This is a genomic window from Amycolatopsis sp. NPDC057786 (assembly GCF_042797905.1).
Classification (GTDB): Bacteria; Actinomycetota; Actinomycetes; order Mycobacteriales; family Pseudonocardiaceae; genus Amycolatopsis.
The window spans coordinates 1-22,326 of the sequence record NZ_JBHVKW010000012.1; the positions used below are offsets into that span (position 1 = coordinate 1).

Here is a 22,326-nt window from a genome sequence, read left to right on the forward strand (position 1 = left end):
CCCCTTGAGGGACTCTGAGTCCCTCAAGGGGGCCTTCACGGAAAACCCCAGCCCCAGTCAAGAAGAAGTGCCAGTTCGACGACACGGGGGAAGACGTCGAGCTGGCACTACCCCCAACCCCCACCGCCCTCAGATGGCGGTGCCTGTGCAAGTGAAGGTGTCCACCGTCGTACCGGAACCGAATGGGGGGTCCTGCCCGTCTGGTTGGTTGGGCAACGGTTCCGGCGACGGGTCCTCGGTGGACACCAGGCAAGGATGACGCCGTCCGGATGCAGGGCGCTTGCACTACGCTTGCAGGCTCTGACGAGGGTGAGCGGAGGTGGCCGCGTGGAGTTCCGCGTCCTCGGCGCCGTCGAGGCGTGGGCCGGTGGCGTTCCGGTCGATCTCGGCTCGCCCAAACAACGGCTCGTGCTGGCGGTTCTGCTGCTGGAGGCGGGCAAGCCGGTGCCGCGTGACCGGATCATCGACCTGCTCTGGCCCGAAGAACCCCCTGCCAGTGCACGGAACACTGTTCAAGCGCTGGTGTCCAGGCTGCGCGCGGTGTTCCGCGGCGCGGGCGGGCCGGAGATCGTCTCCGAGGGGACCCGGTACCTGCTCAAGGTCGACCCGCGCCAGGTCGACCTGCACCGCTTCACCGACCTGACCGCGCGTGCCCGCGGCGCCGACGACGCGACCGCCGTGGAGCTTTTGGACGAAGCGCTCGGCTTGTGGCGTGGCGAAGCGTTGTCCGATGTGGTGAGCGGCGAGATCGCCCAGCGGCTCCGCGGCGGCATGAACGAGGCACGCTGGACGGCGCTGGAGGATCGCGCCGAAGCGCAGCTGCGGCTCGGCCGCGGCAGGCAGGTCCTCGCCGAGCTGACCGAGCTGGTCGCCGCGCATCCCTTGCGCCAGCGGTTCGTCGGCCAGCTCATGCTCGCGCTGCACCGCGAAGGCCGTACCGACGACGCTCTCGAGGCCTTCCGCGCGCTGCGGGACAGGCTCGGTTCCGAGCTGGGCCTCGATCCCTCCCCCGAGCTGCGACGGCTGGAAGCCGCCATCCTCGCCGCCGATCCCGCGCTCGAACCCGCGACGGCCGGGCTCAAGGCCGAGCCGGTCCGCCCGGCCCAGTTGCCGCACGACGTCCGGGGATTCGCCGGGCGCGCGACCGAACTGGAACGGCTCGACGAGGCCGCCCGGCACCCCGGCGGCGGCACCGACATCTGGGTCATCAGCGGGACCGCCGGCGTCGGCAAGACCGCGCTCGCGGTCCGCTGGGCCCACCGCGTCCGCGACGCGTTCCCCGACGGCCAGCTCTATCTGGACCTGCGCGGCTTCGACCCCGAGCACGAACCGCTCACCCCGGCCGTCGCGCTCACCCAGCTCCTGCAGGCACTCGGTACCGCGCCCAAGGCGATCCCGCCGGACACCGACACACGGGCGGCGTTGCTCCGCTCCCTTCTCGCCGACAGCCGGGTGCTGCTGGTGCTCGACAACGTGCGCGACAGCGGCCAGGTGCTGCCGCTGCTGCCGCCGTCGGGCACCGTCCTGGTCACCAGCCGCCAGCGGCTCGGCGATCTCATCGCCCGTACCGGCGCTCGCGCGCTCCCGCTGTCCGTGCTGCCCGCCGAGGACGCGCGGCATCTGCTGGAAGCCGTGCTCGGCAGCGAAACCGTCGCCGCCGAGGCCGTCGCGGCCGCGGAACTGGCGCGGCTGTGCGGGCATCTCCCGCTCGCCCTCCGGATCGCGGCGGCCAACCTCGGTGCCAGTGGCGAACCCGAGATCGCCGAACTCGCCCGCGAGCTCGCCGGCGGTGACCCGCTGGCGGAGCTGACCGTCGACGGCGCCGAGGAAAGTGCCGTGACCACGGCGTTCGGCGTCTCCTACCGGGCGCTTCCCGAGGAGCACCGCGAGCTGTTCCGTCGTCTCGCGCTCGTTCCCGGCCAGACGTTCACCGCTCCCGCCGCGCAGGCGCTGACCGGCGTTCCGCACTCGAAGGCGAACCAACAACTCAAGGCGCTCGCGGCGGCGCACCTGGTCGAGCGCTACACCCCTGGGCGCTACCGGTTTCACGACCTTCTCCGCAGTTTCGCGGCCGGCCGCACGCTGTCGGAGGACTCCAAGGCCGAACGTGACGCCGCGGAAAGGCGCCTCTTCGAGAGCTACCTGAGCACCGCCGACGCCGCAGGGCGTGCCCTCATCCCGCATTTCCTGCGCCTGCCGCGCGAAGCACCGGCGGACAAACCCTTCGCCGACACCGAAGAGGCGCTGGCCTGGCTGGACGCCGAATGGCCGAACCTCGCCGCCGCCGTCGAGCACAGCGCCGAACACGGCCCGCCCGAGTTCTCGTGGCATCTCGCCGACGCGCTCCGCGCCTTCTTCCACCAGCGCGGGCATCACGCGGAATGGATCGACACGGCCTCGACCGCGCTCAAGGCCGCCCGCCGCAGCGGCGCCGGCCAAGCTCAGGCCGCGATGCATCTGAGCATCGCGCTGGCCTGCGTCAACAGCGGCCGCTACGACGAAGCGCGCGAACACCTCACCAGCGCCCTGCGCGGTGACCTCCTCGACGGCTGGGACGCCGGCCGCGCGGCCGTGCTCAACAATCTGAGCGCGGTGCACCAGCGTCTCGGCGACCCGCAGGAGGCGATCCGCTGCGGGCTGGAATCCCTGCGGCTGTGCGAAGAACTCAACATGCCCGCCGTCTCGATGGCACTGGCGAACCTCGGTTTCCCGTACTGGCAGACGGGTCAGCTCGACGAGGCGCTCGCCAACTTCACCCGCGCGCTCGCCGTCTCCGAACGGGACGGCGCCCGGTTCAGCGTCGCGGTCCTGCTGGTCGACCTCGGCAACGTGCACCGCGACCTCGGTCTCCTCGACGACGCCTACGACTTCTACACCCGCGCGCTCGCGGCCAACCGCGAGCTGGGTTACACCTACGGCGAGGCGACAGCGCTGTCCGGCAGGGCCGTGCTCGAAAGCAGGCGCGACCCGAGCGAGCAGAACCGCGCGGACGCGCTCGAAGCCGTCGAACTCACCCGCAAGATCGGCGACCGGGGCACCGAAGCCTGGACGCTGGTAGGGCTCGGCGAGGTCTGCCTGCGGCTCGGCCTGCCGGAGGAGGCGGCCGAGCACTATCGGCTCGCGTTGTCCATCGCCCGCACGACCAGCTTTTTCTGGTGCGAGGCCGCCGCACGGACCGGGCTCGCGGAAACCTTGCTGAAACTGGGAAAGCTCGCGGAAGCCCGGACGCACGGCGAGCTGGCACAGGAACTCGCCGCGCGCTCCGGCTACCGGCTCGTGGAGGAACGCGCGAAACTGATCCTGGACGAGCTCTAGTTCTTGGTGTCGTACGACTTCACGCCCGCGGCGATCGCCGCCGAAATCGCCGTCAGAACGGCGAGGATGATCGTCAGCGCCATCGCGGTGCTGTCGCCGTCGTCGAAGCTGAAGAGCCACTTGACCTGAGTGCCGAAGGGCGTGCCCCACACCAAGGGCGCCCCCACGAAGAACGCCACCACAGAGAACGCGCAAAGCCCGAACAGCGTCCACGCGCCGGGAATCCGGCGGGCGAGCGTGAATACCGCCGCGATCACCAGGAACATGGCGGAGATGACACCGGTGACCATGTTCTGCACCGTGATACCCGACGGACGGCCGTCCGCCTCCGTGGCGACGATGACGTTGTAGAGCGCGAACCACACGAGCATGGCGGCGGCGAGCAGCGCCAGGATGCCCGCGATCATCGCCGCCGCGGCGTTGGCCCTCGGCTTGGGCCGCGCCGTCTGGCCCCACGGCTGAGGTCCGCTCGCCGTCGGCTGACCGTGCTGCGGAAAGCCGGGCTGCGGTGGATTCGGCTGCATCCGCACTCCTCGCGCGTTCGGCGGCACGAACCGGCCGCCTGTTGTGGTTCGCGGTCACCGTAGCGAAAGTCGGCCCGTGGCGGACCGTTCATGGCAGGAAACTGCCTTCGCGGTGCGCGGTGCGGAGTCCGTGCGGGGTGCGGTGCAGGCGGCGAGTCGGCCCCGGCCCGTGTCGCGAAAGCCAACTTTGCGAGCGTGGTTTTGCCCGACCGGGGGTGGGGCTCACCGGCCTGAGGGCGGGGCCCGGGCGGCGGGCCGCCCCCGGCCGGGGCCGACACCCACCTTAGCGCGCGTGTGCTGCCCCCCAAAGTGGCTTTCGCGACACGGCCTTGAGTGTTCGGCTGAGGAAAATCGACCTTCGCACGTGATACCGGCGGCAAGTGCTCGTGACTGCTTCGGGTCGCTGGAGCCGACCGTGTCTCAGGTATGCCCCGCCGGGTGCGCGAGTGGACGTCTCGCGTGACTGGAAGGACGACACACGTGATCAGAAGGCCGTCTCGCGTGGTTGGACGGCCGACTCGGCGCGAGCCCCGGCCACGCGCGTGTCGTCCACCGGATCACGCGTGTCGGCCGCCCAGTCACGCGTGTCGTCCGGTCAGTCACGCGTGTCGGTCGGTCAGTCACGCGTGCCGGTCGGTCAGTCACGCGTGCCGGTCGGTCAGTCACGCGTGCCGGTCGGTCAGACGCGGACCTCGTCCACGCGGACCGGGCGCCGTTCGCGGCGCGAGACCTCGCACGCCTCGGCGATGTAGAACGCCTCCAGCGCGTCCGCCGCGCCACACGGGCTCGGTGCGCGACCGGCGGCGACGTCGAGGAACGCCTTCAGCTCGCTGATGTACGCGGGGCGGAAGCGTTCCATGAACCCTGGGTAGGCCGGGCCGGGCAACGGCTGGACACCGGGTTCCACCGAGGTCAGCGGCGCGCGGTCGTCCAGGCCCACCACGGCGTTGCCCGCCGAGCCGAGGACTTCCAGCCGGACGTCGTAGCCCGCGCCGTTGTAGCGCGTCAGCGAAACCACCGCCAGGGTTCCGTCGTCCAGCGTCAGCGTCGCGGCCGCGGTGTCGACGTCACCGGCGTCGACGAAGAACCGCTCGCCCTTGTTGGCGCCGACCGCGTAGACCTCGACGACCTCACGGCCGCTCACGAACCGGACGACGTCGAAGTCGTGCACACCGCAGTCGCGGAACAGACCGCCGGAGTGCGCGACGTACTCGGCGGGCGGCGGTGCCGGATCGAGCGTGGTCGCGCGCAGCGTGTGCAGCCAGCCGAGTTCGCCCGAGGCCACCGCCGCCCGGGCGGCGGCGTAGCCCGCGTCGAACCTGCGCTGGAAACCGATCTGCACCGGCACGTCGGCACCGGAGATCTTGTCGATCACCGCGAGCGTTCCCGGGATGTCGGCGGCGACCGGCTTCTCGCAGAACACCGGGATGCCGGCGTCCACGGCCTTGAGGATCAGTTCCGGATGCGCGTCCGTCGCCGCGGCGATCACCAGACCGTCCAAAGAGGACGCGAAAAGCGAGGGGATGTCCGCCGCCGCTTCGACGCCGAGTTTCGCGGCGGTGGCCTGGGCACGCGCGGCGTCGACGTCGGCGACGACCACGGAGGAAACCTCGTCGAAGCTCTTCAAGGTCTCGGCGTGCGAAGTGCCGATCCGGCCGGTGCCGGCGAGTCCCAACCTCATGTGGTTACCTTTCTGGAGCGGCGGTGGTCGAACGGACCACCAGCGACGGGTGCAGCAGATGCCGGACCGGTTCGGCGCGTTCGCCCCGGATCCGTTCGAGCAGCGCTTCGACGGCCAGCCTGCCCATTTCCGTGCGCGGCTGGTCCACGGTGGTCAGTGAGAGATGACGCAGCGCGGCGAGCGAGGTGTTGTCGTAGCCGACCACGGAAACGTCCTCCGGCACCCGCAGGCCCACCTCTTCGAGCGCGGAGATCGCGCCGACGGCGTTGAAGTCGTTGCCCGCCACCAGCGCCGTCGGCATTCCTCCTTGCGGGGGATCGCTGAGCAGTTCGTGCACCGCCTTCTCCCCGGCGGTGTCCGTATGCTCGCTGCGCACGATGATCGGGTGCAGCCGATGCCTCCGCATGGCTCGCTGGTAACCCCGGCGCCGGGCCGCCGCACCGGCGGCGAGCCCACCGTCCAGATGGGCGATCCTTCGGTGCCCCAGGGAAACCAGGTGGTCCACGGCGAGCGCGGAACCGGCCTCGCCGTCGTCGTTCACCGTGTCCACGCCCGCGGCGCGGGAAGTGCGCGACACCAGGACGACGGGACCTTGCGCGGCCGCTTCCTCGATCGCCGAAGCGGGGACCACCGGCGACAGCAGGATCACCCCGGCGGGCCGGAAGGACAGCAGGCTCTTCAGTGCGGCACGTTCGCGCGCGGGACTGCGGCCGCCGGTGTTGAGGATCAAGTGGAACCCGGCCGCCTCGGCCGCCGCGTCCAGGCCCTCGACGACGTCGGCGAAGAAGGCGTTGCGGAGGTCGGAGACCATCACGCCGAGGACGGTCGACGTCCGGCTCGCCAAGGACCTGGCCATCGCGTGCGGTTCGTAACCCAGCGCGTGCGCCGCGCACAGCACGCGCGTGCGCCGTTCGTCGGAGACGTTCGGCGCGTTCCGCATCACCAGCGACACGAGCGCACGGGACACCCCCGCCTTCGCGGCGACGTCCTCCATCGTCGGTCGCGCCATTTCCACTCTCCCCCTTGCTCTTGACTTTACTGTGACGGACGCTACATGATTAGAGCGCTCTAATCAATAGAGCGCTCTAACCCGATCTCCCGGAGGCCGCCGATGACAGCCACGACACCCCGGATCCGCATCGCCGCCGCCCCGATCTCCTGGGGTGTCTGCGAAGTCCCCGGCTGGGGCCGCGTGCTCGACGCGGGCACCGTACTGGGCGAAATGGCGGAGCTGGGGGTGCGCGCCACCGAACTCGGCCCGCCCGGCTACCTGCCGCGTGATCCGGGCGCGCTGCGCGAACTGCTCGGCGGCTACGAACTCGAACTGGTCGGCGGTTTCCTCGCCGTGGTACTGCACAAGGATCCCGAAGCCGCGCGGGCCGAGGCCGAGGAGTCCGCCGCTCTGTTCGCGGCCTGCGGCGGTGACGTGCTCGTACTCGCCGCCGCCACCGGTCTCGACGGCTACGACGACCGGCCGAAGCTGAGCGACACCCAATGGACGACCCTCGTCGAGACCTCCGGCGAGATCGGGGAGATCGCCGCGCGCCACGGCCTTCGCACCGTGCTGCACCCGCACGTCGGGACGCACGCGGAGACCCAGGAGGAGGTCGAGCGTTTCCTCGCCGATTCCGCACTCCCGCTGTGCCTGGACACCGGGCATCTCCTGATCGGCGGGACCGATCCGGTCGCGCTGGCGAAGCGGTACCCCGATCGGGTGGGGCATCTGCATCTCAAGGACGTGCGCGGCGAACTCGCCGAAGACGTCCGCGCCGGCAGGCTTCCCTACGCCGAGGCCGTGGGCAAAGGTCTCTATGTCCCCCTCGGCGACGGGGACGTCGACATCGAAACGATGGTCAGGTCCGTCCACGAGGCGGGCTACGACGGGTGGTACGTGCTCGAACAGGACACCGCGCTGAGCGAGGGGAGCCCGGAGGATCTGCCGAAGCGGGATGTCGCCAGGAGCCTGGCGCATCTCGACGGAATCGTCAGCCGGCTCCCGGCTGCCAGGTAACGGAAGAAGCGAGGAGAGACGACGATGTCCCATCGCTTGAAGAAGGCTTTGGTGGTCGTGGCGGGGCTGCTGCTCCTGTCCGCGTGCACCGGGCCGAAGGCCGAGGAGAAACCCGCCGCGGGCGCGGGCCCGGCGACGACTGCGCAACCGAGTGGTCCGCTGCGGGTCGCGGTCATCTCGCACGGCACGGCGGGCGACGCGTTCTGGAACGTGGTCAAGAACGGCGCCGAGGAGGCGGGCAGGCAGCTCGACGTCCAGGTCGAGTACAACTCCGACGGAGACCCCGGCAACCAGGCCAAGCTGATCGACAACGCGGTCGCCCAGCGGGTCGGCGGGCTGGTGGTGTCGATGGCGAACCCGGAGGCGCTCAAGACCTCGATCGAGAACGCGGTCCGCGCCGGGATCCCGGTCATCACCATCAACTCCGGCGAGGACAAGAGCGCGGGCTACGGCGCGCTCACCCACGTCGGGCAGAACGAGACCATCGCCGGCGAGGAGGCCGGGAAGAAGTTCCGGGAACTCGGCAAGAAGAAGCTGCTCTGCGTGGTCCACGAAGCGGGCAACGTCGGGCAGGCGCAGCGGTGCGACGGCGCCAAGACCGGCTTCGCGGGCGACGTGCAGACCCTGCAGGTCGACATCAGCAACCCCACCGACGCCGAATCCCGGATCAGGGGCGCGGTGCAGACCGACCCCGCCCTCGACGCCGTTCTGACGTTGAACTCCCAGGTCGCGGCTCGGGCGGTGAGCGCGATCAAGGCGGTCGGCTCGAAGGCCCAGGTCGGCACGTTCGACCTCAACACGGACGTCGTCGGCGCGATCAAGGCGGGCGACGTGGTCTTCGCGGTCGACCAGCAACAGTACGAGCAGGGCTATCTCCCGGTGCAGTTCCTCAAGCTCTACCGGGACAACGCGAACGTCGTCGGCGGCGGGAAACCGGTGCTCACCGGCCCCGACCTGGTCGACAAATCCACTGTGGACACCGTCGGCCAGTACGTGCAAAGGGGCACGCGATGACAACCACCACGCTCGACGAACGGATCGCGAAACCCCGGCTGCTCGACCGGCTGGTCGTCCGCCCCGAGATCGGCGCGCTGCTCGGCGCCGTCGTCGTCTTCCTGTTCTTCACCCTCGTCACCGACCAGTTCTTCAGCGGCAGCGGCGTGGCGACCTGGCTCGACGACGCCTCGACGCTCGGCATCATGGCGGTCGCGGTGTCCCTGCTGATGATCGGCGGCGAATTCGATCTCTCGGCGGGCGTGATGACGGCGTCCACCGCGCTCGTCACCGCGACACTGGCGACGCAGGCGGGCTGGAACGTCTGGCTCGCGCTGTTCGCGTCGCTGGTCTTCGCGCTCGCGGTCGGCGCGTTCAACGGCTGGCTGGTGATGCGCACCGGGCTCCCCAGCTTCATCGTCACCCTCGGCACCTTCCTGGCGTTGCAGGGGCTCAACCTCGGCGTGACCCGACTGGTCACCGGCACCGTCCAGGTGTCCGGAATGCGGTCGACCGACGGCTACGAGTCCGCGGGGTTCGTCTTCGCGTCCACAGTGGACATCGGCGGGACCGCGTTCCAGATCTCCATCGTCTGGTGGATCGGGTTCGCCGTGCTGGCGGCCTGGCTGCTCGTCCGGACCCGGTTCGGCAACTGGATCTTCGCCGTCGGCGGCTCGGCGCAGAGTTCGCGCGCGGTCGGGGTCCCGGTGGTGCGCACCAAGATCCTGCTGTTCATGACCACCGCGCTCGCCGCGTGGCTGGTCGGTTCGATCAACATCCTGCGATTCGCGAGCGTCCAGGCGAACCAGGGCATCGGGCTGGAATTCCAGTACATCATCGCGGCCGTCATCGGCGGCTGCCTGCTCACCGGCGGATTCGGTTCGGCGATCGGCGCCGCGATCGGCGCGCTGATCTTCGGGATGGCGCGGCAGGGCATCGTGTTCGCCCGCTGGGACAGCGACTGGTTCATGTTGTTCCTCGGGGTCATGCTGCTGTCCGCGGTCCTGGTCAACAACGCCTTCCGGCGGCGCGCGGAAAGGGTGCGGCGATGAGTCGTCTTCTCGAGGTCAAGGACGTCGGCAAGACCTACGGCAGCGTGATCGCGTTGCGCGACGTCTCCACCGTGGTCGACGCGGGCGAGGTCACCTGCGTGCTCGGCGACAACGGCGCCGGCAAATCCACCCTGATCAAGATCCTCGCCGGGGTCCACCAGCACGACAAGGGCGAGTTCCTGGTCGAGGGCGAGCCGGTCAAGTTCGCTTCGCCGCGTGAGGCGCTCGATCGCGGAATCGCGACGGTGTACCAGGATCTGGCGGTCGTCCCGCTGATGAGCGTGTGGCGGAACTTCTTCCTCGGCTCCGAACCGACGGTCGGTTTCGGCCCGTTCCGCGCGCTCGACCGGAAGAAGGGCCGCGAGACGACCAAGAAGGCGTTGTCCGACATGGGCATCGACCTGCGTGACGTCGAGCAGCCGGTCGGCACGCTGTCCGGTGGTGAGCGGCAGTGCGTCGCCATCGCCCGCGCGGTGTACTTCGGGGCGAAGGTGCTGATCCTCGACGAGCCGACGGCCGCGCTGGGGGTCAAACAGGCGGGTGTCGTGCTCAAGTACGTCGCACAGGCCCGTGACCGGGGGCTCGGCGTCGTGCTGATCACGCACAACCCGCACCACGCGTACCCGGTGGCCGATCGCTTCCTGCTGCTCAAACGGGGCGCGTCGCTCGGCGCGTACGAGAAGTCCGAGATCGATCTGGCCGAGCTGACCCGGCAGATGGCGGGCGGCGCGGAACTGGAAGCCCTCGAACACGAATTGCGAGCCGCGGAGTCCCCTTCATGACCGCTCTCGAAGCGCTGACCGTCGGCCGGGTCGGGGTGGACCTCTACCCCGAACAGAGCGGCGTGCCGCTGGCCGGGGTCAGCACCTTCGCCAAGTCGCTCGGCGGCACCGCGACCAACGTCGCGGTCGCCGCCGCGCGGCTCGGCCGCTCGACGTCGGTGCTGACGAAGGTCGGCCCGGACGGCTTCGGCGAGTACGTGCGGCAGGCGCTGCGGGAGTTCGGCGTCTCCCCCGAGCACGTCGGGACGGCGGCCGGTTTGCAGACGCCGGTGGTGTTCTGCGCCCTCGACCCGCCCGCGGATCCGCCGCTGCTGTTCTACCGGTCCCCCATCGCCCCGGACCTGACCATCACCGAGAACGACGTGCCCTGGGACATCGTGGAATCCGTTCCGCTGCTGTGGGTCACCGGCACCGGTGTCTCCGTCGAGCCGGCGCGCGGCACCCAGCGCAAGATGCTCCAGCGGCGCGGACGCCGTTCGCACACCGTGCTGGACCTCGACTTCCGGCCGATGTTCTGGCCGGACACCGAGACGGCGCAGGAAGAGATCGGCTGGATGCTCGACCACGTCACGGTCGCCGTCGGCAACCGCACCGAGGCGGAGGTCGCCGTCGGCACGGCGGACCCCGACGAGGCCGCGTCCCGGATGCTGGCCAGAGGTGTCGAGCTGGCCGTGATCAAGAAAGGCGCGGACGGGGTGCTGGTGGCCACCGCCGAGGGTCGCTGGACCGTGCCGCCCCAGCGGGTCGAGGTCGTCTGCGGGCTCGGCGCCGGGGACGGTTTCGGCGGCGCGCTGATCCACGGTCTGCTGTCCGGCTGGGATCCGGTGCGCATCGCCACCTACGCCAACGCGGCGGGCGCGCTCGTCGCCTCCCGGCTCGCCTGCGCCGACGCCATGCCCACCGCCGACGAGATCGAGGAGTTGCTGTGAGCAAGCTGCACCGTCCACTCGGGACGCTTTCGGACGAGCGGGACCCGGTCCGGCTCAGCCCGGATTCGGCGGGCTGGGACTACAGCGGCCTGCGGGTTCTCTCGTTGGCCGCCGGGGAGTCCAGGGTGGTGCGCACGGGCGAGTACGAAGCGTTCGTCCTGCCGCTGGCGGGTGCCTGCACCGTGCGGGTCGACGGAGAGGTCTTCGCACTCGGCGGTCGCGATTCCGTGTTCACCCGCGTCACGGATTTCGCCTATGTGCCACGGGATGCCGAAGTCGAGTTGTCGACAGTCGCGGGAATCGAGGTCGCCTTGCCGATGGCTCGCTGCAGCCGCCGTCTCGAACCGCGTTACGGACCGGCCGAAAACGTGCCGGTGGAGGTGCGCGGAGCCGGACAGGCGACCAGGCAGGTCACCAACTTCGGCGTCCCCGGTGTCTGGGACCACGCGGACAAGCTGAACGCCTGCGAGCTGATCACCCCCGATGGCAACTGGTCGTCGTACCCGCCGCACAAACACGACGAGGCGTCCGAATGCGAGGTCGTCAACGAGGAGATCTACTACTTCCGCATCGCGGGCCGCGACGGCGTGACCCCTTCACGCGAAGGATTCGGCCTGCACCGGACGTACACCTCCGACGGTGAACTGGACGAGGACGTCGCGGTCCGGGACGGCGACGTCTTCCTGATCCCGCGCGGCTACCACGGTCCTTGTGTCGCCGCGCCCGGCTATCCGATGTACTACCTGAACGTCCTGGCCGGGCCCGCCGACGAGCGGTCGATGGCCTTCTGCGACGACCCCGCGCACGGCTGGGTCCGCGAGACGTGGAACGACCAGGAGCTCGATCCGCGCTGCCCGGTCACGAGCCATGAAGGGCGGGTCTCATGAAGCTGACCACGGCACAGGCCCTGGTGCGCTGGCTGCTGGCGCAGCGGTCGGAAACCCTGGACGGGCGGGAAGTCCCCTTGTTCCCCGGGGTGTTCGCGATCTTCGGGCACGGCAACGTCCTGGGTCTCGGCACCGCGCTGGAAGAGCACCGGGACGAGCTCCCCGTATGGCGAGGGCAGACGGAGCAGGGCATGGCGCTCGCGGCGGTCGGCTACGCCAAGGCCACGCACCGGCGGCAGGTCGGCGTGGTGACGTCGTCGATCGGTCCCGGCGCGCTGAACATGGTCACCGCGGCCGGGGTCGCGCACGCGAACCGGTTGCCGGTACTGCTACTCCCAGGGGACACCTTCACCAGCCGCGCGCCGGATCCCGTGTTGCAGCAGGTGGAACATTTCGGCGATCCGACGGCCACGGTCAACGACGCCTTCCGCGCGGTGAGCCGGTATTTCGACCGCATCGTCCGGCCGGAGCAGCTGCTTTCGACACTGCCGCAGGTCGCCAGGGTGCTGACCGATCCGGCGGACGCGGGGCCGGTGACGCTGGCGCTCCCCCAGGACGTCCAGGCGGAGACCTACGATTTCCCGGACGCGTTGTTCGCGCCGGTGACCCATCGCCCGCAGCGCCCGCGGCCTGATCGCCGGGCGCTCACCGAAGCGGCAGGCCTGCTCCGGACGGCGCGGAAACCGTTGCTGGTGCTCGGTGGTGGTGTCCGCTATTCGGGCGCCGGTGAGCGCGCGCTGGCCTTCGCCGAACGGCACGGCATCCCGGTCACCGAAACCACGGCGGGGCGCACGCTGGTCCCGCACGGCCATCCGCTGCACGCGGGCCCGCTCGGGGTCACCGGCTCGGCCTCGGCGAACGTCCTGGCAGCGGAGGCCGACGTGGTGCTGGCCGTCGGCACTCGCCTGCAGGACTTCACCACGGCGTCCTGGACGGTGTTCTCCCCCGGCGTCCGGCTGATCACCCTGAACGCCGCCCGGTTCGACGCGGTCAAGCACGGCGCGCTGGCCGTCGTGGGCGACGCCGACGCGGGTCTCGTGGATCTGGCGGGCCAACTGGAGAATTGGCAGGCCGATCCACTGTGGACAGAGCGTGCCTCGGCGGAGCGGGGCCGCTGGGACGCGCATATCGACACCCTGCGCGCCGCTTCCGGCGAGGTGCCGACGTACGCACAGGTAGTCGGCGCGGTCAACGATCTCTCCGAGCCGCACGACTACGTGATGACCGCGTCCGGCGGGATGCCGGGTGAACTGATCGGCGGCTGGCGCGGCTCGGGCTCGATCGGCATGGACGTCGAGTACGGGTTCTCGTGCATGGGCTACGAACTCGCGGGCGCATGGGGCGCGGCGATGGCGCATACCGAGGGCCTGGTCACCACGATGCTCGGCGACGGTTCGTACCTGATGCTGAACTCCGAGCTGTTCTCGGCCGCCTTCGCCGGGCATCCCTTCGTGGCGGTGGTCTGCGACAACGACGGTTACGCGGTCATCGCCCGGCTGCAGGAGGGTCAGGGCGGCAAACCGTTCAACAACTTCCTCGGTGACTGCCGGAGCGCGCACACCACTCCTCCTCGCGTCGACTTCGCGCGGCATGCGGAATCGCTGGGATGCGCGGTGTTCACGGCGTCCACTGTGGACGACGTGCGGGCGGCGTACGCGAAGGCGCGGGAAGCCGCGGTGGCCGAGCACCGGCCGGCTGTGGTCGTGGTGCGCACCCAGCCGGACTCGTGGACCGAAGCAGGCGCCTGGTGGGAAGTCGGCGTTCCGGAACACCTCGCGGGAAGGGAGGGGTTCGAGCGGGGCAAGTCCGGCCAGGTGCGCTACGTGAACGATCGCCTTTAGAGGACTAATTGCGATCGGTGAAGCTGGCGAAGTAGCCGGCCGCCATGTCCTCGTCGCCGTGCCCGGCCTCGGACGCGCGGGCGAAGCGGGCTCGACCGGCTTCGACGACGTCCAGCCGGACACCCGCGCGGGCCGCGGCTTCCAGTACCAGCCGGGAGTCCTTCTCCGCGTTGTCGACCGAGAAGGCGGTGGTGTAGTCGTTCTCGAGGATCGCGGTGGATTTCGCCTGGAAGTAGCCATTGTCCATCGGCCCGCCGGTGACGACGTCGACGAAATGCCTGGGGTCCACACCGAGCCCTTCGGCCAGTGCGAGCGCCTCGCCGACGCCGTGGGTCAGCGCGATCACCCAGGTGTTCAGCACCAGTTTGAGCCTGCTCGCCGCGCCCGTGCGGCCGTCTCCGCCGACCCAAAGCGTGCGCTTGCCGATGGCGTCGAACAGCGGCTGGACGGTCTCACGTGCGTCGGCGGCACCCGCCGCCAGCACGATCAGCTGGCCCAGTTCGGCGGGCTGGCGAGTGCCTTGCACCGGTGCGTCGACGAAGACGAGGCCGTGCTCGTCGGCGTACGCGACCAGTTCGTCGACCGCGTCACCGACGGTGCTGAGCTGGACCCAGATCGTTCCGGCGGCGGGGCCGGCCGCGCGGATGGCCTCCAGTACCGCCGGGCCGTCGGTGAGGGCCGTGAGCACGACCGGCGCGCCCGCGACGGCCTCCGCGGCACTCGCCGCGACCCGAACACCGTCCCCGGACAGGGCTTCGGCCTTGGCCGGGGTTCGGTTCCAGGCACGGACCTCGAATCCGGCCTTGCTCAGATTGCGTGCGACCGGGGCACCGATGATTCCGGCCCCGAGCACCGCGACGGTCTTCGTCATGACTTGGTTTGCTCCCTGCCAGTAGTGGAATGGTCGTTAAAAAATCCGGCCCGAAACCCGGGAACCTCACAACGCCTGGACGGTGGTTTCGACGATTTGGGTGAGCGCCTGCCGGTCCGCGGTCTTTCCCAGCACCCGCAGGCCGTACATCGCGGCGAGCGCGAACCTCGCCAGCGCTCGCGGGTCCCGGTCCGGGCCGATCTCGCCCGCCTCCCTCGCGGTGGCGAAGGCGGCGTGGAACGCGTTCTCCACCCGTTCGAAGTCGTGGCGGACGCGGGCGGTGACCTCGTCGTCGATCCCGCCGAGCTCGATGGCGGCGTTGACGGCGAGGCAGCCGCGATGCGCGGCCGAAGGGTCCAGCTCGTCGTCGGCGACGTCCATCAGGACACGCCTGACCCGCGCCCGGATGGACTCCGGCCCGGCCAGCATCTCCTCGATCCGGACGGCCGTCGTCTCCTCGTAGCGGCGCAGCGCCTCGCTGAACAGCTGCTGCTTGCCCGAAAACGCGTTGTACAGGCTCCCCCGCCCCAGCCCTGTTCCGTCGACAAGGTCCTGGGCCGAGGTGGCGGCGTATCCCTTGCGCCAGAACGTACTGACGGCGGCATCGAGCACTTCGGTGGGATCGAATCCCTTGGGGCGGGGCATGGCCGCAGCATGCCACGTTTTGTAACGATCGGTCAAATACCGAGCCGGGACCTCAGTGTCCGAGCAGGCGCCGGATCTCGGTGACGGCCGCGCGGCCCGCCCGGTTCGCGCCGACGGTGCTGGCGGAGGGGCCGTAGCCGACCAGGTGCAGCCGCGGTTCGGCGACGACGCGGGTGCCGTCCATCCGGATACCCCCGCCTGCCCCGCGCAGGCGCAGCGGCGCGAGATGGTCGATCGCGGCGCGGAACCCGGTGGCCCACAGGATGACGTCGGCGGGCTCGAAGGTGCCGTCCGCCCATGCCACGCCGTCCGGCGTGATCCGCTGGAACATCGGGTGACGGTCGAGGATCCCGGCGTCGAGGGCGGCGCGTACCTCGGGCGTCACCGCCAGATCGGTCACGCTGACGACACTCTTCGGCGGCAGGCCCTCGCGGACACGCCGATCGACCTTCGCGACGGCTTCACGGCCCCAGTTCTCGTTGAACGGCTCGTCCCGCCACACCGGCGGGCGCCGGGTCACCCACCGCGTCGAGCGCGCGAACGGCGCGATCTCCAGCAACAGCTGGACGGCCGACGAGCCACCGCCGACCACGACGACGCGTTTGCCGCGGAAGTCCTCGACGCCGGTGTAATCGGCGGTGTGCAGCTGACGGCCTCGGAAGGTCTCCTGCCCCGGATAGTGCGGCCAGAACGGCCGGTCCCAGGTGCCGGTCGCGCTGATCACCGCGCGCGCCGCCCAGGTTTCCGCCGCGCTCGCCACGACAAGCCGATCGTCCTCGGCACTCACCGACAGGACATCGACGGGCCGGTGGACGGGGAGATCGTAGGTGCGTTCGAAGCGGCCGAAGTAGTCGGAAACGACCTCGGCCGCCGGCAGTTTGGGATCCGGGGTGCCGAAGGCCATCCCGGGGAGGTCGTGGATGCCGTGGACCTTCTCCACGATCAGCGAAGGCCAGCGGTACTGCCAGGCGCCGCCGGGCCGTTTGCCGTGGTCGAGCACGACGAAGCCCGCCTCATTGGCGAATCCCGCGCGGCGCAGGTGATACGCCGCCGACAAACCCGCCTGGCCCGCCCCGATCACCGCCACGTCGACTTCGTGATCCGCCTTCATACCGGGTTCAACGGTCGGCAGAAGCCACTATTTCGTCCGCTGCGTCACAGCCCGCACGATCGCGACGACGAGGAGCACCCCGGCGAGCACCACCAGCACCGGTGCCACGCGTTTGACCACGGATCCGCCCGCGTATTCCATCAGATCGATGGCTTCGCCCTCCGTCACCGGCTTGACCGCTTGCAACGGCGGGCGTTCCTGCGGTTTCTCAGGCTCGGGCGTGGTGGCGAGCTTGCCGGACAGGCAGTCCGCGAACGAGTCGAGGATCTTGCCACCGACCTCGGAGATCATCCCGCGCCCGAATTGCGCGGGTTTGCCGGTGACCGCCAGCTCCGTGGCGACGGCGCCGTGGGTGACGCCGTCCTTCTCGGTCAGGGTCAGCGTCACCGTCGCCGACGCCGTGCCCGCTCCCCGCGCGTCCTTGCCCGCGGCCTTGATCACCACCTTCTTGGCGTCGGCGTCCTTCTCGACGAAGTGGCCGGTTCCCTTGTAGAGCAGGGAGATCGGCCCGAGCTTGACCTTCACCGTGCCCTTGAAGGCGTCCCCGTCCACCTCGGTGACGGTGGCGCCCGGCATGCACGGCGCCACTCGCTCCGGGTCGACGACGGCCTTCCAGACCTCGCCGACCGGGGCGGGAACGGTGAATTCGTGGTCGAGCCGCACGGGCCGACCTCCCTTCTTCTCAGGAACCTGCCGCGGCGAGAACCGCCCGGCCGGTCAGCACCCGCGCGAGGTGCTGCCGGTATTCGACGTCGGAGTTGCCGTCGGCCGTGGGGTTCGTGCCCTCGGCCGCGCGTTCGGCCGCGCCGCGGATCGCCTCAGCGGTGGCCGCGCAGCCGACCAGCGCCTCCTCGACTCCGGCGGCCCGTACTGGGGTCGAGCCCATGTTGGTCAGCGCGACCCGCGCCTCCTCGATGGTGCCCGCCTCGGTGCGGACACAGGCCGCGACCGCGACCATCGACCACGCCTGCGCGACCCGGTTGAACTTCTCGTAATGCGCGTGCCAGCCGGTGTGCTTCGGCACCCGGACCTCGACCAGGAGCTCGTCCGCGGCGAGCGCGGTGGTGAACATGTCCTGGAAGAAGTCCGCCGCGGCGACCGTCCGCCGCCCGCCCGGCCCGGCGACGACGAGTTCGCAGCCGAGCGCGAGCACCGGAGCGAGCAGGTCACCGGCGGGATCGGCGTGCGCGATGGCACCGCCGAACGTGCCACGGTGGCGGATCTGCGGATCGGCCACCGTGTCGGTGGCGGCCTTGAGCAACGCGGCGTGCTCGGCGACCAGCGCGTCCCGCTGGACGTCGTAATGCGTGGTCATCGAGCCGATCACCAGCGCGTCGCCGTCCTCCCGGACACCGCGCAGTTCGGCGACCTTCCCGAGGTCCACGAGCGTGGTCGGCGTGGCGAGCCGCATCCGCAGCACCGGCAGCAGGCTTTGCCCGCCCGCCAGCACCTTGGCGTCCTCGCCCGCCTCGGCGAGCGCGCTGATCGCTTCGTCCACTGTGGACGGGGCGACGTACTCGAACGGGGCCGGGATCACTGGGCACCTCCGGTGGCGTCGATCGAACCGAGACCGCCACCCGCTTCGGAGCCGAGCCCGCCCGCGGCGGCCGACCCGTGCTGGATGGCGTGCCAGACCCGCATCGGGGTCAACGGCATTTCGATGTCGTTCACCCCGAAGTGCCGGACGGCGTCGACCACGGCGTTGACCACCGCCGGGGTCGAGGCGATCGTGCCCGCCTCCCCGACTCCCTTGGCGCCCAACGGGTTCGTCGTCGACGGTGTCTCGGTGCGGTCGGTGGTGAAACTGGGCAGATCCGCCGCCGAGGGGAGCAGGTAGTCGGCGAAGGTCCCGGTGGTCAGCGTGCCGCCTTCGTCGTGGACGGCCTCCTCGAACAACGCCTGCGCGATGCCCTGCGCGAGCCCGCCGTGCACCTGGCCCTCGACGATCAGCGGGTTGACGGCCACGCCGACGTCGTCGACGCAGACGTAGGAGCGCAGCCGCACGCGCCCGGTCTCGGTGTCGACCTCGGCCGCGCACAGATGCGTGCCGTGCGGGAACGAGAAGTTCTCCGGATCGAACGTGTCCGACGAGTCCAGCGACGGTTCGACCCCGTCCGGCAGGTTGTGCGCCGAGAACACGGCCCACGCGATGTCCTGGATGGACGTCGAGGAATCCGTGCCCTTGACCGAGAACTTGCCAGCCGAGAATTCGAGGTCGTCCTCGGAGCACTCCATCAGATGCGCCGCGATCGGCTTGGCCTTGGCGAGGACCTTGTCCGCCGCCTTGACCACCGCGATCCCGCCGACCACCAGCGACCGGGAACCGTAGGTGTCCATCCCCTTGTGCGAAGACTGGGTGTCACCGTGGATGACCTCGATGTCCTCGAACGGGACGCCGAGTTTGTCGGCGACGATCTGGCTCCACGCCGTCTCGTGGCCCTGGCCGTGCGCGGAGGCGCCGGTGATGACCTCGATCTTGCCGGTGGGCAGCACGCGGATCTCCGCGTGTTCCCAGCCGCCCGCCGCGTAGTCCAGCGAGCCGAGCACCCTCGACGGCGCGAGACCGCACATCTCGGTGAACGTCGAGATGCCGATGCCGAGCTGGACCGGGTCGCCTGATTCCCGCCGTTCCTTCTGTTCGCGGCGGAGCCCGTCGTAGTCGAAGAGCGCCTTGGCCTTGGCGGTGGCGGCCTCGTAGTTGCCCGAGTCGTAGGTCAGCCCGGCCACCGTGGTGAACGGGAACTCCTCGTGCTTGATCCAGTTCTTCTCGCGGATCTCCATCGGATCCATGCCCAGTTCGACGGCGAGTTCGTCCATCATCCGCTCGATCCCGAACGTGGCCTCCGGCCGCCCGGCGCCGCGATAGGCGTCGGTGAGCGTGGTGTTGGTGAACACGTTGGTGCAGGCGAAGTGGTACGCCGGGAATTTGTAGATCGCGTTGAACATGAACGCGCCGAGGATCGGCACGCCGGGGCCGACGAGGCCGAGGTACGCGCCCATGTCGGCGAGCAGTTCGACCTTGAGTCCGGTCACCGTGCCGTCGCGGTTCGCGGTGATGGTGATGTCCTGGATCTGGTCGCGGCCGTGGTGCGCGGCGACCATCGTCTCCGAACGGGACTCGGTCCACTTGACCGGTTTGCCGAGCCGTTTGGCGATGAGCGTCGACATCGTCTCTTCGGGCAGCACGGCGATCTTGCCGCCGAACCCGCCACCGACGTCGGGCGCGATCACCCGCACCTTGTGCTCGGGAAGTCCGAGCGTCGCCGCAGTCATCGTCTTGAGGATGTGCGGGACCTGGGTGGCCGACCACATCACCAGCTGATTGCCCGTCGGGTCGACCACGCACGCCCGCGGTTCCATGAACGCCGGCACCAGCCGCTGCTGACGGAACCGCCGTTTGAGCACGACCTCGGAATTCGAGATCGCGTCCTCGACGCTGGATCCGGTGCCCGCGTCGGCGGAGTCGAAGACCCAGAACGCGTTCTGGTTCGTGCCAAGATCCTCGTGCACCAGCGGCGCGCCCTCGGCGAGCGCGTTCTCCAACCCGAGGACGACCGGCAGCTCGTCATAGTCGACGTCGATCATTTCTAGGGCGTCGTGCGCTTCGGCCGAGGTGCGGGCGACGACCACCGCGACCCCCTCACCGGCGAAGTTCACCGTGTCCGAGGCGAGGATGGGCCGCCTCGGCGATTTCATGTCCGGGGTGATCGGCCACGCGCACGGCATGCCGATGGCGCTCTCGGGATCGAGGTCCTTCCCGGTGAAGACCGCGACCACACCGGGCGCGGATTTCGCCTCGGTGACGTCGATCGAGACGATCTTGGCGTGCGCGAACGGGCTGCGGAGCACCGCGAGGTGCAGCATGCCGGGCAGGGTCAGGTTGTCGGTCCAGCGGGTCCTGCCGGTGATGAGGCGCTCGTCCTCCTTGCGGCGACGAGACTTGCCGACCTCCGGTTCGATCGTGGAGGTCATCACTCACCACCCGCGCCGACACGGGAAGCGGTGTCCGAAGCGAGCCGCTCGGCTTCGGGTCCGGCGCCGGGCCGCATCTCGTGGGCGGCGTCGCGCACCGCGCGGACGATGTTCTGGTAACCCGTGCAGCGACACAGGTTGCCTTCGAGTCCTTCGCGGACCGCCTTCTCGTCCGGATCGGGATTGTCGGCGAGCAGGTCGATCGACTGCATGATCATGCCGGGAGTGCAGAAACCGCACTGGAGGGCGTGGTTCTCGTGGAAGGCCTTCTGCACCGGATGCAGTTCGCCGTCGCGGGCGAGTCCCTCGATCGTGGTGACCTCGCAGCCGTCGGCCTGGACCGCGAGTACCGAACAGGATTTCACGCTGTGCCCGTCGAGGTGGACGGTGCAGGCACCGCAGTTGCTGGTGTCGCAACCGACCACGGTACCCACCTTCCCGAGCCGTTCGCGCAGATGGTGCACGAGGAGGGTGCGGGGCTCGACGTCGTCTGTGTAGCTGGTGCCGTCGACGGTGACGGTGATGCGCATCAGGCCTCCAAAAGCAAGAGAAACCCCGCGCTGGTCCGGGGTCGTTCGGGAGCGGCCGGTCATTCGGTTGTCACGGACCGACCCCGGAGTGACCGTGATCGGACTCACAGTCGAGCGTGCTACTCAGGGCCTGCCAGGGCAACCCCCACCAGGGGGTGACTCACGAACGGCTCCGCAGGCGCGCCGTCAGGAAAGAGATATCGGCGCAGATGCGGAGGAAGTACGAGTGTCCATTCGGTACTCCCGAGGCCAGGCGGCGTTCGCCCCGGTGACCACGGTGGCGACCCGGTCGCCGGGGATGTCGCGCACGGTCAGCGCGGCCAGCCCGGCGGCACCGGCGGGTTCCGGCAGGACACCGAGGGTTTCCGCGCCCAGCCGCATGGCCGCGCGCAGATCGTCGTCCTCGACCAGCACGAAGTCGTCCACGAGTGACCGCAGGCGCCGGACGGATTCGGGTTCCGGGGTACGGATCGAGATGCCACCGGCGAACGAGTTCACCCGATCGACGGTCACCGGCTCACCGGCCCGCCAGCTCGTCGCCATCGCCCGCGCCGACGTGGTCCCGACTCCGACGACGCGGACGTCCGGAGAATGCGCCTTGAGCCAGAGCGCGACGCCGGCGATCAGCGCGCCGTCGCCGACCGGGAGCACGACCGTGTCGATCGCACCCGCCCCTGCCAGTTCCAGCCCGATCGTGCCCGCCCCTTCGGAGATCGCGGGCTCACGGCCGTCGACCACGAAAACCCGGTCCGGCGCTTCGGCGGCGAAGGCGGCCGCGGCGTCCTTCGCCTCGCCCTCGACCCGGCGCACCCGTGCCCCCAAGGTCTTCATCCGCCGCAGTTTGACCGGGGAGATGTCGGCCGGAACGAACACCTCGGCCCGCAAACCGCGCTTCCTGGCGGCGAACGCGACGGCCTGCCCGAAGTTGCCGCTGGTGCCGCACACCATCGTGGTCCCCGGCTCCAGCCCGGCCGCGAAGTAGTCCGCGCCCCGGCCTTTGAAGCTGCGCAACGGGTTCAGCGTCTCGATCTTCACCAGCACGGAACGGCCGAGCCGTTCGTTCAGCTGTTCGTCGCTGTACTGCGGGGAGTTCAGGAAAACGGGATCGATCACCTTCGCCGCCTCGGCGACGTTGTCCAGCTTCAGGTCCATGACACTCAAGCTAGGCCGCGAACCGATCAC

General features: G+C 70.0%; 19 protein-coding genes. 8 read left to right on the top strand and 11 right to left on the bottom strand.

Going from position 1 to position 22,326, the window contains the following annotated elements; all coding sequences use genetic code 11:
* Positions 1-327 precede the first annotated feature (327 nt).
* Complete coding sequence (locus tag ACFVM3_RS10255; protein WP_378437434.1) at positions 328-3,315, top strand: BTAD domain-containing putative transcriptional regulator; 2,988 nt, start codon at positions 328-330, stop codon at positions 3,313-3,315.
* Here ACFVM3_RS10255 and ACFVM3_RS10260 read toward each other — a convergent pair.
* From ACFVM3_RS10260 to ACFVM3_RS10270, 3 genes are all read right to left on the bottom strand, one after another.
* Positions 3,312-3,839, bottom strand: coding sequence for a hypothetical protein (locus tag ACFVM3_RS10260; RefSeq protein WP_378437435.1), 528 nt, complete (start codon positions 3,837-3,839; stop codon positions 3,312-3,314). The genes ACFVM3_RS10255 and ACFVM3_RS10260 overlap by 4 nt on opposite strands.
* A gap of 679 nt (positions 3,840-4,518) precedes the next feature.
* Positions 4,519-5,520 (bottom strand): Gfo/Idh/MocA family oxidoreductase, encoded by a 1,002-nt coding sequence (locus ACFVM3_RS10265; protein WP_378437437.1) that lies wholly within the window; start codon positions 5,518-5,520, stop codon positions 4,519-4,521.
* Between the two features lie 4 nt (positions 5,521-5,524).
* A complete protein-coding gene (locus ACFVM3_RS10270) occupies positions 5,525-6,529 on the bottom strand; it encodes a LacI family DNA-binding transcriptional regulator (protein WP_378437439.1) in 1,005 nt (334 codons plus the stop codon).
* A gap of 102 nt (positions 6,530-6,631) precedes the next feature.
* Between ACFVM3_RS10270 and ACFVM3_RS10275 the strand changes: the two genes are divergently transcribed.
* Genes ACFVM3_RS10275 through iolD form a run of 7 tightly spaced genes read left to right on the top strand, consistent with a single transcriptional unit; the run spans position 6,632 to position 14,015 of the window.
* On the top strand, positions 6,632-7,531 hold the full coding sequence (locus ACFVM3_RS10275; RefSeq protein ID WP_378437440.1) for a sugar phosphate isomerase/epimerase family protein: 900 nt from the start codon (positions 6,632-6,634) through the stop codon (positions 7,529-7,531).
* 24 nt (positions 7,532-7,555) lie between these two features.
* Positions 7,556-8,545: a sugar ABC transporter substrate-binding protein gene (locus tag ACFVM3_RS10280; RefSeq protein ID WP_378437442.1), complete on the top strand. Its 990-nt coding sequence runs from the start codon at positions 7,556-7,558 to the stop codon at positions 8,543-8,545.
* Entirely contained in the window at positions 8,542-9,576 is a 1,035-nt protein-coding gene (locus tag ACFVM3_RS10285) for an ABC transporter permease (protein ID WP_192742683.1), read from the top strand. Before ACFVM3_RS10280 ends, ACFVM3_RS10285 begins: the two co-directional genes overlap by 4 nt.
* Positions 9,573-10,358: an ATP-binding cassette domain-containing protein gene (locus ACFVM3_RS10290; protein WP_257485143.1), complete on the top strand. Its 786-nt coding sequence runs from the start codon at positions 9,573-9,575 to the stop codon at positions 10,356-10,358. Before ACFVM3_RS10285 ends, ACFVM3_RS10290 begins: the two co-directional genes overlap by 4 nt.
* Positions 10,355-11,287 (top strand): 5-dehydro-2-deoxygluconokinase, encoded by a 933-nt coding sequence (iolC, locus tag ACFVM3_RS10295; protein WP_378437444.1) that lies wholly within the window; start codon positions 10,355-10,357, stop codon positions 11,285-11,287. The genes ACFVM3_RS10290 and iolC overlap by 4 nt, the downstream gene beginning before the upstream one ends.
* Positions 11,284-12,174 carry a 5-deoxy-glucuronate isomerase gene (gene iolB / locus ACFVM3_RS10300; RefSeq protein ID WP_378437446.1) on the top strand — a complete coding sequence of 297 codons (891 nt, stop codon included), beginning with the start codon at positions 11,284-11,286 and terminating at the stop codon, positions 12,172-12,174. Before iolC ends, iolB begins: the two co-directional genes overlap by 4 nt.
* Positions 12,171-14,015: a 3D-(3,5/4)-trihydroxycyclohexane-1,2-dione acylhydrolase (decyclizing) gene (iolD, locus tag ACFVM3_RS10305; RefSeq protein WP_378437448.1), complete on the top strand. Its 1,845-nt coding sequence runs from the start codon at positions 12,171-12,173 to the stop codon at positions 14,013-14,015. Before iolB ends, iolD begins: the two co-directional genes overlap by 4 nt.
* A 4-nt stretch (positions 14,016-14,019) precedes the next feature.
* Here iolD and ACFVM3_RS10310 read toward each other — a convergent pair whose 3' ends face one another.
* From ACFVM3_RS10310 to ACFVM3_RS10345, 8 genes are all read right to left on the bottom strand, one after another.
* Positions 14,020-14,886 carry an NAD(P)-dependent oxidoreductase gene (locus tag ACFVM3_RS10310; protein WP_378437450.1) on the bottom strand — a complete coding sequence of 289 codons (867 nt, stop codon included), beginning with the start codon at positions 14,884-14,886 and terminating at the stop codon, positions 14,020-14,022.
* A 66-nt stretch (positions 14,887-14,952) separates the two neighbouring features.
* On the bottom strand, positions 14,953-15,531 hold the full coding sequence (locus ACFVM3_RS10315; protein WP_378437451.1) for a TetR/AcrR family transcriptional regulator: 579 nt from the start codon (positions 15,529-15,531) through the stop codon (positions 14,953-14,955).
* Between the two features lie 52 nt (positions 15,532-15,583).
* Positions 15,584-16,642: an NAD(P)-binding domain-containing protein gene (locus ACFVM3_RS10320; RefSeq protein WP_378437453.1), complete on the bottom strand. Its 1,059-nt coding sequence runs from the start codon at positions 16,640-16,642 to the stop codon at positions 15,584-15,586.
* Between the two features lie 27 nt (positions 16,643-16,669).
* Positions 16,670-17,305, bottom strand: coding sequence for an SRPBCC family protein (locus tag ACFVM3_RS10325; RefSeq protein WP_378437455.1), 636 nt, complete (start codon positions 17,303-17,305; stop codon positions 16,670-16,672).
* 19 nt (positions 17,306-17,324) lie between these two features.
* The gene (locus ACFVM3_RS10330) at positions 17,325-18,179 is read right to left on the bottom strand and encodes an FAD binding domain-containing protein (protein WP_378437456.1); all 855 of its coding nucleotides are present in this window, start codon (positions 18,177-18,179) and stop codon (positions 17,325-17,327) included.
* Positions 18,176-20,614, bottom strand: coding sequence for a xanthine dehydrogenase family protein molybdopterin-binding subunit (locus tag ACFVM3_RS10335; RefSeq protein ID WP_378437458.1), 2,439 nt, complete (start codon positions 20,612-20,614; stop codon positions 18,176-18,178). The genes ACFVM3_RS10330 and ACFVM3_RS10335 overlap by 4 nt, the downstream gene beginning before the upstream one ends.
* Positions 20,614-21,144: a (2Fe-2S)-binding protein gene (locus ACFVM3_RS10340; RefSeq protein ID WP_016336316.1), complete on the bottom strand. Its 531-nt coding sequence runs from the start codon at positions 21,142-21,144 to the stop codon at positions 20,614-20,616. Before ACFVM3_RS10340 ends, ACFVM3_RS10335 begins: the two co-directional genes overlap by 1 nt.
* A gap of 186 nt (positions 21,145-21,330) precedes the next feature.
* Positions 21,331-22,296, bottom strand: coding sequence for a threonine/serine dehydratase (locus ACFVM3_RS10345; RefSeq protein ID WP_378437460.1), 966 nt, complete (start codon positions 22,294-22,296; stop codon positions 21,331-21,333).
* Between the last annotated feature and the right edge of the window lie 30 nt (positions 22,297-22,326).